General features: G+C 71.1%; 14 protein-coding genes. 11 read left to right on the forward strand and 3 right to left on the reverse strand.

Translation table 11 applies throughout. The features are described 5' to 3' along the window. Positions 1-568: 568 nt before the first annotated feature. The 8 genes from ACWD12_RS04240 (at position 569) to ACWD12_RS04275 (ending at position 10,600) form a co-directional block, all read left to right on the forward strand. Entirely contained in the window at positions 569-967 is a 399-nt protein-coding gene (locus tag ACWD12_RS04240) for a CAP domain-containing protein (RefSeq protein ID WP_450098240.1), read from the forward strand. Positions 968-1,513: 546 nt separating this feature from the next. Beyond that, positions 1,514-2,329, forward strand: a complete 816-nt coding sequence (locus tag ACWD12_RS04245) for an SDR family NAD(P)-dependent oxidoreductase (protein ID WP_450098241.1) — start codon at positions 1,514-1,516, stop codon at positions 2,327-2,329. A gap of 103 nt (positions 2,330-2,432) precedes the next feature. Next, positions 2,433-4,307, forward strand: a complete 1,875-nt coding sequence (locus tag ACWD12_RS04250) for a flavin-containing monooxygenase (RefSeq protein WP_450098242.1) — start codon at positions 2,433-2,435, stop codon at positions 4,305-4,307. Between the two features lie 77 nt (positions 4,308-4,384). Next, positions 4,385-6,001 carry an MFS transporter gene (locus tag ACWD12_RS04255; RefSeq protein ID WP_450098243.1) on the forward strand — a complete coding sequence of 539 codons (1,617 nt, stop codon included), beginning with the start codon at positions 4,385-4,387 and terminating at the stop codon, positions 5,999-6,001. A gap of 5 nt (positions 6,002-6,006) precedes the next feature. Continuing rightward, positions 6,007-6,579 carry a TetR/AcrR family transcriptional regulator gene (locus ACWD12_RS04260; RefSeq protein ID WP_450098244.1) on the forward strand — a complete coding sequence of 191 codons (573 nt, stop codon included), beginning with the start codon at positions 6,007-6,009 and terminating at the stop codon, positions 6,577-6,579. A gap of 119 nt (positions 6,580-6,698) precedes the next feature. Further along, complete coding sequence (locus ACWD12_RS04265) at positions 6,699-7,304, forward strand: (2Fe-2S)-binding protein (protein WP_450098245.1); 606 nt, start codon at positions 6,699-6,701, stop codon at positions 7,302-7,304. Positions 7,305-7,310: 6 nt separating this feature from the next. Then, positions 7,311-8,327 carry an FAD binding domain-containing protein gene (locus ACWD12_RS04270; protein ID WP_450098246.1) on the forward strand — a complete coding sequence of 339 codons (1,017 nt, stop codon included), beginning with the start codon at positions 7,311-7,313 and terminating at the stop codon, positions 8,325-8,327. After that, complete coding sequence (locus tag ACWD12_RS04275) at positions 8,324-10,600, forward strand: xanthine dehydrogenase family protein molybdopterin-binding subunit (protein WP_450098247.1); 2,277 nt, start codon at positions 8,324-8,326, stop codon at positions 10,598-10,600. Before ACWD12_RS04270 ends, ACWD12_RS04275 begins: the two co-directional genes overlap by 4 nt. A gap of 120 nt (positions 10,601-10,720) precedes the next feature. Here ACWD12_RS04275 and ACWD12_RS04280 read toward each other — a convergent pair whose 3' ends face one another. Beyond that, the gene (locus ACWD12_RS04280) at positions 10,721-11,734 is read right to left on the reverse strand and encodes an NADP-dependent oxidoreductase (protein WP_450098248.1); all 1,014 of its coding nucleotides are present in this window, start codon (positions 11,732-11,734) and stop codon (positions 10,721-10,723) included. A gap of 24 nt (positions 11,735-11,758) precedes the next feature. After that, on the reverse strand, positions 11,759-12,211 hold the full coding sequence (locus tag ACWD12_RS04285) for a MaoC family dehydratase (RefSeq protein ID WP_358356607.1): 453 nt from the start codon (positions 12,209-12,211) through the stop codon (positions 11,759-11,761). A 354-nt stretch (positions 12,212-12,565) separates the two neighbouring features. Between ACWD12_RS04285 and ACWD12_RS04290 the strand changes: the two genes are divergently transcribed. Continuing rightward, a complete protein-coding gene (locus tag ACWD12_RS04290; RefSeq protein WP_450098249.1) occupies positions 12,566-13,018 on the forward strand; it encodes a glycosyltransferase in 453 nt (150 codons plus the stop codon). A 463-nt stretch (positions 13,019-13,481) separates the two neighbouring features. Here ACWD12_RS04290 and ACWD12_RS04295 read toward each other — a convergent pair whose 3' ends face one another. Next, positions 13,482-14,678, reverse strand: a complete 1,197-nt coding sequence (locus ACWD12_RS04295) for a PP2C family protein-serine/threonine phosphatase (protein ID WP_450098250.1) — start codon at positions 14,676-14,678, stop codon at positions 13,482-13,484. 64 nt (positions 14,679-14,742) lie between these two features. On the opposite strand from ACWD12_RS04295, the gene ACWD12_RS04300 reads away from it, so the two are divergent. Beyond that, positions 14,743-15,309, forward strand: coding sequence for a MarR family winged helix-turn-helix transcriptional regulator (locus ACWD12_RS04300; RefSeq protein ID WP_450098251.1), 567 nt, complete (start codon positions 14,743-14,745; stop codon positions 15,307-15,309). Positions 15,310-15,522: 213 nt separating this feature from the next. Beyond that, the coding region (locus tag ACWD12_RS04305) for a HAMP domain-containing protein (protein WP_450098252.1) at positions 15,523-16,242 on the forward strand (720 nt) is incomplete at its 3' end.

Genomic DNA, 16,242 nt, shown 5'->3' on the forward strand with positions numbered 1-16,242 from the left:
GGAAGGACCGAACATGGGAGAGCACGGCCGTCGGGGCAGAGCCGGACGTCATCGGCGTCCGGCGTGGCCGCAAACCGGAGCGGCACCGCTCGGCGCGCGCCGGAGTGTGGCATGCGTCGCGAGCGTGAGCGTGCTGGCCATGGGTGTCAGTGTCGCGGCCGTCGAGCAGGTGACCGCACCACAGCGTGCCGAACCGGCACCTGCCAGGGGTGGGTTCACTCCGGCGTCCGTTTCGCGCAGCGCGTCCCAGCCGACTGCCTCCGTGGCATCGGACGCGCCCGCGTCCCATGAGCCGACCGTCCGAGCCGGTTCGCCCGCGCCCACGGCCCCGCCGCAGCAACCGCAACCCCAGCCGCAGCCGCAGCCGCAGCCGCAAGGAGAAGCGCCGCCCACCGCTCAAGCATCCCCGCCCGCCGACAGTCCCACTGACAGCCCCACCGGCCGCCCCGAACCGACGAAGGTCTCCGTCGCACAACCCGCCAAGACCCCGAGTCCGGGCAACTCGCAAATCCGGGACGCCCCGGCGCCGCTACCGGCAGAGTCGGCGTACGAGAGCGCCCTGCTGCGCATGGTCGACGAGCAGCGCGCTGCCGCCGGAGTCCCAGTCCTCAGGACGGATGCCGAACTGGTGCGGCTTGCGGGCGCGGTGAGTCGGGGCAGGGCCGTGCCACCGCCGAGATGCACAGAGGACTCCCGTCCTGATCCCCGCAACCGATGGGACTGGGATCGGGACCGGGACCACAGGCCGCGAGGTTCCGGCGACCAGCCGCGGTTCGCCGGGATCGGCGGTGCCAACCTGGCCATCGGTCAGGACACCCCCGCGGCTGTACTGCAGCTGTGGATGCGCAGCCCGCAACACCGGGCGAACATCCTGGACCCGCACTGGACGCGCGTCGGCGTCGCGGTGTACATCGACGCCGCCGGTGTCCCCCACTGGACGCTGCTCCTCGGGTACCCGGTGTACTGACCTCCCCCCTGGTCGATCACCATCGGCTCGCATGACCCGGTCTGCCGCCGCGGCCTGTACGACGACGCCACCGTCCCGGAAGATGCCCGCAACTACGTCAGCCTCCAGAACCGGGCGATCGCGATCCGACCTACGAACTGACGCCGAACGTACGCTCCCCGACCGCGGAGCGCCCGGTTTCGGCCGGATGAAGAGCACGCGGGCGGCCCGCGCCGACGGCGCCGAGGGCCGGCGCCGGCCGTTCGCGCCCAGGTCAGGGCGCCACCCCTTGCAACTGCCGTGCCGACCTGCGCAGAATTCTGAGTGTTCGGATTTCAAAAGATTATTTGAAATATCAAAATACCAATATCGACGGCTCTTCGTCTCGCCCAGGCTCGACCTGCCGAGGCGGCGATGCCGCACGTCACCCACCCAGACCTCGCGCCTCGTCCCCCGCCGGAACGCCGGCGGAACTCCGTCGGAGTTCCGCCGAGGGACGGGCTCGCGTGGCAGCCGAAGCCGAAGCCGTTCCGCTGCCGCCCGCCGACCATCGCTCCGAGGAGATCCATGTCCCGCACCGATGACACCGAAGTCCCGGACTATCCGGGCCGTTTGCGCCTCGACGGCCAAGGGGTCCTCGTGCTGGGCGCAGGGCAGGGCATCGGGCGCCAGGCCTGCCACTCGCTGGCCCAAGCCGGGGCCCGCGTGCTCGCCGTCGACCTGGACGCGGACCTGGCCCACGACGTCGCCGCCGAGGTGGGTGGGACCGCCTGGGCAGGCGACGCCAGTTCGAGGACCGACATGACGGCCCTGTGGGACGAGGCACAGTCGCGCCTGGGACGCGTGCACGCCGTGGTCGACATCATCGGTATGAGCAAGTACCAGCAGTTGCTGGACTGCACCGACGAGGACTGGGAGTGGCACCAGAACATCGTGCTGCGCCACGCCGTTCTGGCCCTCCAACTCGGCGGGGCGCACATGGCGCGGCACGGCGGCGGCACCTTCACCTTCGTGGCCTCTGTCTCCGGCCTCACCGGGGCGCCGATGCATGCGGCGTACGGGGCCGCGAAGGCGGCGTTGATCTCCCTGGTCCGCTCCTCGGCCGTCGAGCTCGGCCCGTCCGGCATCCGGGTGAACGCCGTCGCGCCGGGCGTCGTGTGGACGCCGCGGGTCTCCGCGTACCTCGGCGAACCCGGCCGCGCCGCGAATGCCGAAAACGCGCCGATACGGGACGTGGCCCTGCCTGCGGACATCGCCGGACCACTGCTCTTCCTCGCCTCCGACCTGGCCCGCTACGTCTCCGGCCAGGTGCTCACCGTCGACGGCGGCGTCTCGGTGAAGTTCCCGTATCCGCTGCCGGACATGGAACTGGCCCCGCGCTGACCGTGCGGAAGCACCCGAGGAACCCCAAGGCAACCACGGCAACCCCGCATCCGTGGCCGTCGCACGAACCGCATGAACCGCACGAACCACAGGAAGAGGCGCAATGGAGACGACCGTCGACCGCGCGTTCATCCGCCGAGCCGTCGAGCTCGGCGACCTCAACGCCGTACGCGTCGCGCTGTACCAGCAGACCCACGACCCCGAGTTGGCGGCGCTGCCGGTGGCCGCGAAGCTGACCGAGCGGGACCGCGAAGTCCTCGTCACCAAGGCGGTCGACTGGCTCGAGGTGAACGCGGGTCCGGGTATGCCCGAGGAGCCGTCGCCGACGGAACTGCGTGCGCTGATGGACATGGCGACAGGCGAGGAGATGAGCGACCTCGAATTCGAGGCGCGCCGCGACATACCGGCCTTCCGGCCCTTTCCGTGGTACGCCCAGTGGTCGAAAACGCGGCCCGAACTGCCCGAGGGCTTCAAGGCCGTCGTCATAGGCAGCGGGTTCAGCGGGTTGGCGATGGGCATCCAGTTCGAGCTCCTGGGGATCCCGTACCTCGTGCTGGACCGGCAGCCGGAGCCGGGCGGCACGTGGAGCATCAACCGCTACCCGGGCATCCGCGTCGACACCGCGTCCATCACCTACGAGTTCAGCTTCGAGAAGAACCACCCGTGGACCGAGTACTACGCGCAGGGGCCGGAAGTGCGCGCGTACCTCGAACACATAGCGAAGAAGTACGGCGTCCTCGCGAACACCCGCTTCGGGCACACGCTGCAAAGCGCGACGTTCGACGAGTCCCGCAATCTGTGGCAGCTCGACGTGACCTCGCCCGACGGCGCCGAGACGGTGGAAGCGAACATCCTGGTCAACGCGCTCGGCACCTTCACCAACCCGCGATTGCCGCGGTTCGAGGGCCAGGACGGCTTCGGCGGGCAGGTGGTCCACCCGTCGCAGTGGCCCCACGACCTCGACGCGACCGGGAAGCGCGTCGCGGTGATCGGCAACGGGTCGACCGGCGTGCAGATGGTGTCGCCGATCGCCGAGAAGGCCGAGCACGTCTACGTCTTCCAGCGCACGCCGCAGTGGATCAGCCCGCGCGAGAAGTACGGCGCCGAGGTCGAGACCGAGGTTCGCTGGCTGCTCGACAGCTTCCCCGGCTACTGGCACTGGTGGCGCTACATGTCCGTCGCGGGACTGTTCGGCACCCACGGGTTCCTCGTCCCGGACGAGGAATGGCAGGCCGGCGGCGGCACGTTCAATCCGATGAGCGACAAGCTCCGCGACGACCTCACCGCGTACATCAAGGCACAGACCGAGGGCCGGCAGGACCTCGTCGACCGGCTGGTACCCGACTACGCGCCGTTCTCCCGCCGCCCCGTCGTGGACAACGGTTGGTACCGGGCGCTGACGAGCGACAACGTCGACCTCGTCACCGAGCCGATCACGCGCCTCACCGAATCCGGTGTCGAGACCGCCGACGGGGTCGTCCACGACGTGGACCTCATCGTCACCGCGACCGGCTTCGACGTCGTCAAGTACCTGTGGCCGGCCCGGTACACGGGCAGGGAAGGCCTCGACGTCCAGGAGTTCTGGGCATCGGACGGGCCGCGGGCCTACCTCGGGATGATGGTCCCGAACTTCCCGAACATGTTCGTCCTGTACGGCCCCAACTCCCAGCCACTGTCCGGTGGCACAAGCCTGCCGATGTGGTACGTCATCTGGGCGTCGTACGTGGGCCGGCTCGTGGTGCGGCTGCTCGAGGACGAGGCGTCGAGCGTGGAAGTGACCCTCGATGCGTACGAGCGGTACAACAAGGCACTTGATGCCGAGTCGAGCAAACTTCTGCTCCTCCAGGACTACGGGGCGCCGGAAAAGAACTACTACGTCAACGAGTTCGGGCGGCTCCAGGTGAACGCGCCCTGGTACGGCCCGGACTTCCACCGCATGTGCACCCAGGTCGCCTGGGACGACCTGGAAATCTCCTGACCCCGATTCGGCGGGTTCGCACATCAACTTGAACGATGGTACAACTTGTACATTCGTTCAAGTACTTGGGGTGTGCGATGCACGACGAACCGCCGGCGCGTGCCGGACGACGGGAGTGGGCCGGCTTCGCGGTGCTGGCGTTGCCGACCGCGTTGCTGGGGCTCGACGTGACGGCGCTGTACCTCGTGGTGCCGAGCCTGGCCGCCGACCTGCGGCCCACCACGGCGGAAACGCTGTGGATCATGGATATCTACGGATTCCTCATCGCGGGTTTCCTGATCACCATGGGGACGCTCGGCGACCGGTTCGGGCGCCGCCGCCTGCTGATGATCGGCACGGCCGCCTTCGGGGCTGCCTCGGTCCTGGCCGCGTTCGCCCCCGGCGCGCTCTGGCTGATCGTGGCGCGGGCCCTGCTGGGAGTGGCCGGAGCCACGCTGATGCCGTCCACCCTGGCGCTGATCGGCGACATGTTCGCCGACGCCCGGCAGCGGGCGTTGGCGATCGGCGCATGGGCCACCATGTTCGCGCTGGGGATGGCGGCCGGGCCTGTCGTCGGCGGTGTCCTGACCGGCGGCTTCTGGTGGGGCGCGGCCTTCCTGATCGCGGTTCCCGTCAGCGCGGTGGTGCTGATCGCGGCGCCGAGGCTGCTGCCGGAGTTCCGTACCGACGCCGGTAGGCCCGACCTGGTCAGCGTCGCGCTGTCCCTGGCGGCGGTGCTTCCGACGGTGTACGCGGTCAAGCACGCCGCCGCGCACGGCATCGACGCCCGGGCGCTGACCGCCGTCCTGCTCGGCGGCGGCTCGGCGGTCGCGTTCGTCCGCCGCCAACTGCGCCTGGAGGAACCACTGCTGGACATGCGGCTCTTCGCCGACCGGGCCTTCTCCGCCGCGCTGTCGGTCCTGCTGGTCGGCCTGGTCGGGTTCGGCGGCATGATGCTCCTGGTCACGCAGCACCTGCAGCTCGTCGAAGGACTTTCGCCCACCGCAGCGGGCCTGTGGATGGGGCCGCCGGCGCTGGCCATGCTGATAGGGGGCATCGGGGCACCCCTGATCGCCACTCGTGTCCCGCCCGGCGCCGTCATGGGCTCCGCCCTCGCGCTGTCCCTCGTCGGGTACGCCTCCCTCGCCCTCGTCGGGCCCGACGGCAAAATGACCGTGGTCTCGGCCTTCGCGTTCCTGTACCTCGGCCTCGGGGTCATGGCCGCGCTGGGTACCGACATCGTCGTCGGAGCGGCCCCGGCGGAGAGGTCGGGATCGGCCGCCGCACTGTCGGAGACCGTGCAGGAGTTCGGCGTCGCGGCCGGGGTCGCACTGCTGGGGAGCCTCGCCACGGCGGTCTACCGGACATCGGTCGAGGCGCCGCCCGGGATGCCCCGCCAAGTGGCCGAGCCCTATCGCGACAGCCTCTTCGGCGCGACATCCGTGGCGGACGAACTGCCGCCCTCGGCCCTGCGGCACGCGCAGGATGCGTCCACGAGCGGACTCAACACCGCCGCGATCGCGGCGGGTGCCGTGATCGCCGCAGCAACCGTCGTCAGCTTCCGGGCGCTGCGCCGCATCCCGCCGATCGGCACAGCGGCAGCCGAGGCGAAGCCGACGACGGCTTCGGTGCCGGTACGCGCGGAACCGGGCGGCGGTGAACGCGTCCGGACGGAGCCGATAGCCTCGGCATGCGTACGCGATGATGATCGGTGAGGGCGATGGCGGAAGAACGGGTCACAACGGTCGATGGGCGCATCCTGCGCGGACAGCGCCGCCGGGCCCAGATCATCGAGGCGACGCTCACGGTCGTCCGCCGCGACGGAGCCGCCGGCGTGACCCATCGGTCGGTCGCCAAAGAGGCCGGCATCACCACCAGCCTCACGCTCTACTACTTCGCCACCCTCGACGACCTGCTGGTCGCCGCCCTGACCAGCATCACCGACACGTACACCCGCCGCATTCGCCGACTGATCGACACCGAGGACGACCCTTTCGACGGGCTCGCCCGGCTCATCGCCGAATCCGCCGGGCCGGAACGCGAACGAGCACTCGCCGAACGCGAACTGTCGACACTGGCGGCCCGCCGTCCCGCCCTGCGCCCGGCGGCGCGGGGCTGGCGCGAGAACGTGGCGGAACTCGCCCGGACACTGAACGACGACCCCGATGCCGTGCAGGCCTTCGTCGCACTGTGCGACGGCCTGTGCACGGCGATCCTCCTCGACGACCATCAAGCCGACCCGGACCACATCCGGGTGCTCCTCAGCAAGGCGCTGCTCGGAACCGCGCAATAGCTTCCCGGCCTGGAGCCTCCCCGGGGGTACGCCCGGGAGTATTTCGTGCCGTACGGGGGTAGCAGCGACGACTTCGGGCCGGTAGCGCCCGGAAAGTCGTCGAGCGCGAGGGACCTGTCATGCCGGAGGCCACGGACGAGCTCGGGAAAGAACCCTGGGCCCAGCCCCGACACGGGGGTGAGGGAACGGCCGACGTCGATGGTGACGTCGAGGTCGAGGTCGAGGTCGAAATGCGGGTCAACGGCGAGACGCACACGATGCGCGTCGACCCCCGCGTCACCCTTCTGGACGCACTTCGCGAGCACGTCGGGCTCACCGGCCCCAAGAAGGGCTGCGACCTCGGCCAGTGCGGCGCCTGCACGGTGCTGCTCGGCCGGCGACGCGTCACTTCGTGCCTGACCTTCGCGGTGATGCACCGCGGCCGTGAGGTGACCACGATCGAAGGGCTGGTCGGCCCGGACGGCGCCCTGCATCCGATGCAGCAGGCATTCGTGGACCACGACGCATTCCAATGCGGCTTCTGCACGCCGGGTCAGATCATGTCGGCGGTCGCGCTGACGGACGAGGGACATGCCGGCGGACCGGACGAGATCCGCGAATGGATGAGCGGCAACCTGTGCCGGTGCGCGGCGTACCCGAACATCCTGGACGCGGTGATCGCGGCCACGGCGGGCACGGCCGGCTCCGCGGCCGCCCCGACCACTACCACGACGCGGGAACGGTAGGCCGCCGTGCGATCCTTCACGTACGCCCGGCCGCACGACCTGACGCAGCTGTGGCGCGAACACGGCCCCGACGCCGCGTACATCGCCGGCGGCACGAACCTCGTCGACCTGATGAAGTGCGGCGTGGCGACCCCGCAACGCGTCGTCGACATCGGAGCACTGCCGCTGGGGGGCATCGAACTCGACGGCGACAAGCTGCACGTGGGCGCCCTCGCCACCAACAGCGACCTGGCCGCGCACCCGCTCGTCGTACGGCATCTGCCCATGCTGGCCCAGGCGTTGCTGTCGGGCGCGTCGCCTCAGCTACGCAACCTGGCGACACTGGGCGGAAATCTGATGCAGCGGACCCGGTGCGGCTACTTCAGGGACATCGCGATGCCGTGCAACAAGCGGGAACCCGGGGCTGGTTGCGCGGCGATGGACGGATCGCACCACGGCCACGCGGTGCTGGGCACCAGCGAACACTGCATCGCCACCCATCCGTCCGATCTCGCCGTCGCACTGGTCGCGCTCGACGCGCAGGTCTCCGTCGCCGGGCCGAACGGCGCTCGCGTCGTCCCCGCCGATGCGTTCCATCTGCCGCCGGGCGACCGTCCCGACCGCGAAACACAGTTGGCGGCAGGCGAGTTGATTCTCGGAGCCGCGATTCCGCTGGAGGCGGCAGGCGCACACTCGTGCTACGTCAAGGTGCGGGAGCGGGCGTCGTACGCCTTCGCCCTCGCCTCGGCCGCGGTGGGACTCGACGTACGCGACGGCACCATCCGGGACGCACGCGTCGCCCTGGGCGGCGTCGCGACGACCCCGTGGCGCGCCCGAGCCGCGGAGCGCGTGCTCGTCGGGTCCGCACCCGGCCCGGCCGTGTTCGGCCGGGCGGCGGACGCGGCGGCCGAGGGCGCTCGGCCCCTGCGCGACAACGCGTACAAGGTCGAGCTGATCCGGCGCGTTGTGACGCGCGCCCTCACCACGCTGCCCGATGCCCCGCCCCCGGCGGCGCCGGGTCCGCTGTCCGGGGAGCCCACATGAACGCGACCTCCAACCCCAACCCCAACGGCAACCCCAGCCCGACCCCGAACCCGGTGCCGTCCCCGGGCCTGACCCCGATTCAGAGCCCGAACGGTGCCGCAGGCACCGCACTTGCCATCGGCGCCGCCGTCCTGCGCACGGACGGCCCGACCAAGGTCACCGGCACCGCCCGCTATACCGCCGACATCGGGCTGCCGGACCTGGCACACGCGGTGCTCGTGCAGAGCACCATCGCCAAGGGACGCATCACCGCCATGGACACCGTCGCGGCGGAGTCCGCGCCGGGCGTGCTCGCGGTGTTCGTTCCCGGCGGCCCGCTGCGCATGGCACCGGTCGCCTCCTTCTATTCGGCCGACAATGGCCCGATGGGCGACGCCCGCACCCCTCTGTCCGACGAACTGGTCCACCACTACGGCCAGCACGTGGCCGTAGTGGTCGCCCGGACGCTCGTCCAGGCAACAGCCGCAGCCGAGTTGCTCCGCATCGACTATGCCGAGGAAGCGCCGCGCACCAGCGTCGACGACGCGTCGGCGCTCACGCCTCCCGGGCGCGACGACATCGTGCGCGGCGATTTCGCGGCTGGCCTCGCCGCCGCGGACGTCCGCATCGACGCGCAATACAGCACCCCCGGGCAGCACATGAATGCCATGGAGCCGTGCGCCACGCTCGCGTACTGGTCCCACGACGGCGACCTCACGGTGCACGACTCCACGCAGGACGTCGGCGCGGTGCGTACCGCCCTCGCCACCGCCTTCCGTCTGCCTCCCGAACGCGTACGCGTGATCTCGGAGTTCGTCGGCGGAGGGTTCGGCAGCAAGGGCACCGTCTGGCCGCACGTACTGCTGACCGCCGCCGCGGCCAAGCACCTCGGACGCCCGGTACGCCTGTCCCTGACACGCCCTCAGATGTTCACCTCGTGCGGCAACCGCCCGGCGACGCGCCAGAAGTTCGTGCTCGCGGCCCGCCGCGACGGGGCCCTGACGGCCATCGGACACGACTCGGTCACACCCACCTCGGTGGGCGAGGACGTCGTCGAGTCCACCGGCGGCGTGACCACCATGCTGTACGCCTGCCCGAACATCACGGTACGCCAGCGCATCGCCCGCCTCGACATGCCGCCGCCGACCTTCCAACGGGCACCGGGACGCGCCCCCGGCTCGTTCGCCCTGGAATCCGCACTCGACGAACTCGCCCACGAACTCGGCCTGGATCCCGTCGAATTGCGCATCCGCAACCATGCCGACACGGATCCGACCTCGGGCCACCCCTGGTCCGGCAAGCATCTGCTCGATTGCTACCGGATCGGCGCGGAACGCTTCGGCTGGGATGCGTACGACGCCGCGCCGGGCAGCCGCCGCGAAGGCGACCTCCTCATCGGCAGAGGCATGGCGACGGCGACCCACCAGATGGACCAGAACCAGTCCGCCGCACGGGCGGAACTGCGCTCCGACGGCACCGCCGTGGTCAGCGTCGCCTCGCACGACATCGGCACGGGCACGTACACGGTCCTCGGACAGATCGCGGCGGACGCGCTGGGACTGCCCTTCGACCGCGTCACGGTGCGGCTCGGCGACACCGGCTACCCGCAGGCACCCGCGTCGATCGGCTCGCAGACGGTGGCCTACGTCGGCCCGGCCGTCCGCCGCGCCTGCGAGACGGTCCGCGACGACCTCCTGGCCCGCGCGGTGGCCGACCCCGACTCGCCGCTGCACCGACGCCCGCTGGCGGACATCGTCCTGGGCCCCGAACTCGTCGCCGACGAACTCGACCGCATCGGCGCTCCCTCGATCTCCGCCATCGGCCACCACCGACCCGAGTCGGAACTTCCCTACGCAGTGCACTCGTTCGGTGCCCACTTCGCGGAGGTGGCCGTCGACTCCGGCACCGGCACCGTACGCGTGCGCCGCATGGTCGGGGTGTTCGACATCGGCCGCGTCGTTAACCCCCGCACCGCACGCAGTCAGCTCATCGGCGGCATGACGTTCGGGATCTCCCAGGCGCTCATGGAGCACACCGTTGTCGATCCGCTCCGCGGCCACGTCGTGGAACCGCACTTCGCGGGCTACCACATCCCGACCAACGCCGACATCGGGGAGCTGGCCGTGCACTTCGTGGACACACCCGACCCGCACATCAGCGACCTCGGTGCGCGCGGGGCCGGCGAGATCGGCGTCGTCGGGTCCGCCGCGGCGGTCGCGAACGCCGTCTTCCACGCCACGGGCAAACGCCTGCGCGACCTCCCGCTCACCCCCGACAAGCTCCTCGCCGACTGAGCCCGCCGGCCGGCTGAGCGGTCTGAGCACGGTGGACCGGCAGAGCCAGAGCACCACAACCGGTCGTCCGATCGGCCGCGCGGAAAAGGCGGTTCGCGTCTTCCGCGCGGCCGGCGAACGTCAGGCGATCTTCAGGACGAGCTTGCCGATGTTGTCCCCGGAGAACAGCCGCAGCAGTGTCTCGGGGAACGCCTCGATGCCGCCCTCGACGACGTCCTCGCGAGAGCGCAGCGAACCGTCGGCGAGCCAGCCGGCCATCTCGGCGGTGGCCTGGTCGTAGCGGTGCGCGTAGTCGAAGACGACCATGCCGGTCATCGAGGCCCTGTTGACGAGCAGCGAGAGGTAGTTCGACGGCCCGCGTACCGCCTCGGTGCTGTTGTACTGGGAGATCGCGCCGCAGACCACGACCCGCGCGCCCCGGGTCAGCCGGGCGAGCGCCGCGTCCAGGATGTCGCCGCCGACGTTGTCGAAGAACACGTCGACACCGTCGGGGGTCTGCTTGCGCAACTCGGCGACCAGTCCCTCGGCCTTGTAGTCCACGGCCGCGTCGTAGCCGAACTCCTCGACGAGCAGGCGGCACTTCTCCGGGCCGCCGGCGATCCCGACGGTACGGCAGCCCTTGATCCTCGCGATCTGACCCACCACGCTGCCGACCGCGCCGGCCGCGCCGGAGACCAGGACGGTCTGGCCGGGTTGCGGCAGACCGATGTCGAGGAGCCCGAAGTACGCGGTCATGCCCGTCATGCCGAGCGTGCCGAGGTGAGTCGGCAGCGGCGCGACGGCCGGATCGACGCGGCGCACTCCTGCGCCGTCGGAATCCGCGTACTCCTGCGCCCCGAACACGCCGGTCACATAGGTGTCGACCGGGAAGTCGGCGTGCCGCGAGGCGACGACCCGCCCGGCGGCACCTGCGCGCATAACGTCGCCGATGCGTACCGGCGGGATGTACGAGCGGACGTCGTTCATCCACCCCCGCATCGCCGGGTCGAGCGAGATGTGCGAGACGCGGACCAGGAAACGGCCCTCGTCCGGTTGCCGGACGGGTTCGTCGGTGAGCTCCCAGTCGTCCGGCTTGGGCAGGCCGACGGGCCGTGCGGCGAGCCGGAGCTGACGGTTGATCAGTTCGGTGGACACGGTCGGCTCCAATGGGGTGCGAGGTCAGGGGACGATCAGGGACAGCGTGTCGGCGACGCAGGCCGGCTTCGCCGCGCCCTCGATCTCGATGGTGTGCCGCACCGTCAGCCGGACGCCCTGCGGCACCTCTTCGACGTCGAGGAGCACAGCGGTGTCGCGGACCCGCGAGCCGACGGGCACCGGGGCGGGGAAACGTACTTTGGCCGTCCCGTAGTTCACGCCCATCCGCACCCCCTGCACGGTGAACATCTGCTGGGTGAGGGCCGGGATGAGGGACAACGTCAGGTAGCCGTGCGCGATGGTGGTGCCGAACGGGCCCGCCGCGGCGCGCTCGGCGTCCACGTGGATCCACTGGTGGTCGCCGGTCGCGTCGGCGAACCGGTCGATCCGGTCCTGGTCGACGGTCAACCATTCGCTGACACCGAGCTGTTCGCCCTTGGCGGCGGCCACCGCGGCGACGTTCTCGAAGACGCGCATCATGTCCCTTTCGCTTGGTCCGGGCGGATCCGAAGGCCGCACACTCCGTCGAGCCGGCGGGCGGCGCCGCGACGCGGCGCACCCACGTGCGGGTGGCCACAGCGCTGCACGACGAACACGACGCTCCCCCAGCACGCCTCGCACTACTCGGACCCGACCGACCCGGCGGACACCAGAACCTATCGAGCGATAGGTAGATCCGTCACGCCTTCCCACGCCACCGCAACCACCACGGCGGGCGACACCGCCGCCGGCCACGCAACTCCAGCGGTTACGCCCCCCGACGCACCCGACCCGACAGCACGCCCTACGCCCCTACCGACCGTACGCAGGTACCCGGCATGGGCCGGGGGCTTGACGCTCGCGGACGGCCCCGCCGTCGACCCCGCGACGGTACGCGCTCCCGCCAGCGTCCGGGTGACCGCATCCGCACCGCACAGCCTCGCGCTCCGCCACGCCGCCGTGACCGTCACGCACGCCGGCCACGGCACGACCGTGAAGTCGCTGGCCGCCGGGGTCCCGATGGTCTGCGTGCCGCTCGGCCGCGACCAGGTCGAGGTGGCGTCGCACGTCCGACTCGCGGGCGCCGGCGTCACCGTGGGCAAGGGCAGTCCGGCACGCAAGATCGCCCGCGCCGTCGAACAGGTCCTGAACGACCGCTCCTACCGCGCCGCGGCCGAACGCATGGCCGAGGCGATCGCCGCCGAGAACGCCACCGACCAGGCCGTCAACGAACTCGAGGTCCTGGCCTCCCGGCACGACAAGCCAACCGAACCGGCAGCCCACACAGAGGAGTTCGCAAGCTGACGCCCCCACCGCCAAGCCGCGGCGCACCGTCGAGGCCCGGGTGTCTGGGAAACGGGACCGCCGTGACGGTCGCAGCGTCGTTACGTCGCGCGTCCAAGGCCACCCGTGCGCACTGGTCCGGAAGGGAGCGTGCTTCTGCGGTCAGGACACTGCCGTGCTTCAGGCCGCGGCAACGTTTAGTCGTTGTCCAGCGCTTCTCCGCCCTGGCAGGCGCATCGGGTCGCACACGTGTGCGGCGATCGACGTGGCCCGACCCCGGCGACCCCGGCAGACAGGCACCGAAGCGTCTGTGTCATCGAGATGCGTTGTCCAGGGGCGCGCTCCAGGAGGGGCGATCCAGGTCGGTCGCCAAGCCGTGGGTGACCAACGTGCTTAGCGTGGCGTAGTTCGCGCGGAACTGGGCGTACGTGAGGCGTAGCCGGGTGAGGGGGTCGGTCGATGCGGCGGGGCCCGGCGTCGGTTGTCAGGCGGTGGCGGTTGCCGCCTCGTCCGGGCGGCCGCGCCAGTCGAGGCAGAGGCTCACGGCGTCGTCGTCGAGTTCGGTGTCGCCGCGGAAGGCCGCGAGATCGCGGAGTACCGCGCGGGCGGCTTCCGGGGCGGGGAGGAGCCGGTTGTTGCGGATCCCCGAGGCCAACAGCCGTTCGCCGAACTGCTCCCCCGCCCGGGACTGGAAGCCGTGCACGCTGTCGCTGACCACCACGACGCGGTCGCCGGGCTGCAGGGTGAAGCGTTCCGGCCTGTACCTGGTGTCCTCCAGCGCGCCCAGCGCGAACTGCGCCTCCAGCGTGACCCGTTCGACCTGCCCGTCGCGCAGCAGCAGCACGATCGGGGAGCCCGCGTCGACGGCGTCGACGTCGCCGGTCGCGAGGTCGATCTCCAACAGGACGCTGGCGAGGTAGGCGCTGCCGGTGTGCGCCGACCAGACGGCCTGGCTGGCGAGTTCGGCCTGGAGCGCCACGTCGGCGCCGGAGCGGCGGGCGTTGCGCAGGGCTCCGACCGCCAGGGCGGACAGGGTCGCCGCCGGGACGCCGTGGCCCATGCCGTTGGTGACGCTGACCGCGAGGGTACGCGCGTCGACGGACCAGTCGAAGTTGTCGCCGCGTACCGAGTACGCCGGTTCGAGGTGGGCGCCGAGGGCGAACTCGGGACGCTCGCAGGAACGCCCCGGCAGCAGCTCCCACTGCATCTCGGCGGCCAGGGTGAGGCGGCGCAGGCGGCGGCCCTGGAGGTACACGTCGGTGCTCGGGTCGGCGGCGAACAGTTCGTGGGCGAGCATCTCGGCGGCCTCCGACAGGTCGGCGACCGACAGCCCTCCTCCGTTCCCGGGCTGGACGACCTCCAGGACGCCGAGGCGGTCACCGCGGACCGAGACCGGCAGGTACACGGTCTCCTCGTCGTCCGCCGCGCCGCCGGCCACCACCGGCTCCTGGGAGACGAAGGCCCGGCCGGCGTCCGTACCCGCGACGGGCACCGCGGTCTCGACGCCCGGCTCCAGGCCGAACGGCTGGAGGGCGCTGACGGAGTAGTCGGCGAGCAGGAGGGTGCAGGACTTGACTTCGGCCTGGTCCTCCAGGACCTGGGCAAGGACATGTGCGACGTAGTGCGGAGGGGCCGTACGCAGGGCACGGTGGAGTGCGAGGAGCCAGTCGGCGGCTGTCACCGGGGTTCTTCCTTCCGGCGCGCGGTACCTGCCCGCGACGCGGCATGAGAGAGTGAAGGGAATCATGGACAACGCGTACGGGCAGCACAGTCGGCAGTCGCCACGTGAGCCTTCGTCCGGTTATGGACCGGTCGTGGGCGTCGACGATGCCGCAGCGCTGCTGGCGGAGGCGTTGGAGTCACTGATCACGGTCTGGGGCAGGGCTCAGGAGGCGTTCGGCACCACGGTCTCCCCCACCCAGTTGCGCGCTCTGACGATCATCTCCCGAACGCCCGGCGTTTCGCTGCACGGGCTCGCCCAGGAGATGGGCACGGTCTCGTCCGTCGCGAGCCGCCTGTGCGATCGGATGGACTCCGCGGGCCTGATGCGCCGCGAGCTGGACTCCGACAACCGCCGGAAGGTCACCCTCGCGCTGACCTCGGAGGGCGAGGCGCTGATGACCGCCATCCGCGAGCGCCGCGCGCGCGACCTGGTCACGGCACTGTCCGCCATGAGCGCGACGGACCGCGCTGCACTGGTCACCGGCATACTCGCCTTCCGGCAGGCCACCGGGCACGCGCAGACCGACAACGGCGGGGCGCACCGGGCGTCCGGCAGCCCGCAGTCCCCGACGTCGCGTCGTCTCGCCTGAATCCCACGCCCAGACTCTACCGTTGCCAAAGGGCAACAGCGAAGCAGTCCCGGTTCCGCGCGGACTCCGACCACGCGTCGGACCGCCGCCCGGCTGCGTGATACCTTCCGAACTCTCTTGCCATCGGGCAATGATGTGGCGTCGGGCCTAGGCCGGAGCACCCGTTGCCACCGGGATCGAAGCCCGCCCCATCACCGGCGGAACGAGGTTCTCATGGCGACGACGGGCGAACCGGGTGCCGAGTCCGGCGGCGGGGCGCGCGGGCGGTCGCCGCGCGCGGTCGGCAAGATCGGCGAGCCGGAGTTGCGGCAGCTGCTGACCGGGCTGACGGCCGTACGCGACGGCGACTTCGGGACCCGCCTGCCGGACGACGCGGGCGGCCTGCTGGGCGAGATCGCCACCGTCTTCAACGGCATGGTCGACCAGCTCGCGCTGTTCACCTCCGAGGTGACCCGCGTCGCCCGCGAGGTCGGCACCGAGGGGACGCTCGGCGGCCAGGCCGACGTGCCGGGCGTGTCGGGAACCTGGGCGGACCTGACCGACTCGGTCAACGCGATGGCCGGCAACCTCACCATGCAGGTCCGCGACATCGCCCAGGTGGCGACCGCGGTGGCGAAGGGCGACCTGTCGCAGAAGATCGACGTTCCCGCCCGCGGCGAGATCCTGGAGCTCAAGGACACCGTCAACACGATGGTCGACCAGCTCTCCGCGTTCGCCGACGAGGTCACCCGGGTCGCCCGCGAGGTCGGCAGCGAGGGCCGGCTGGGCGGGCAGGCGCAGGTCCCGGGGGTGGGCGGGGTGTGGCGCGAACTCACGGACTCGGTGAACTTCATGGCCGGGAACCTCACCGACCAGGTCCGCAACATCGCCCAGGTGACCACCGCGGTCGCCAAGGGCGACCTGTCGCAGAAGATCACCGTCGACGCCCGCGGC

The organism is Streptodolium elevatio (genome assembly GCF_053592165.1).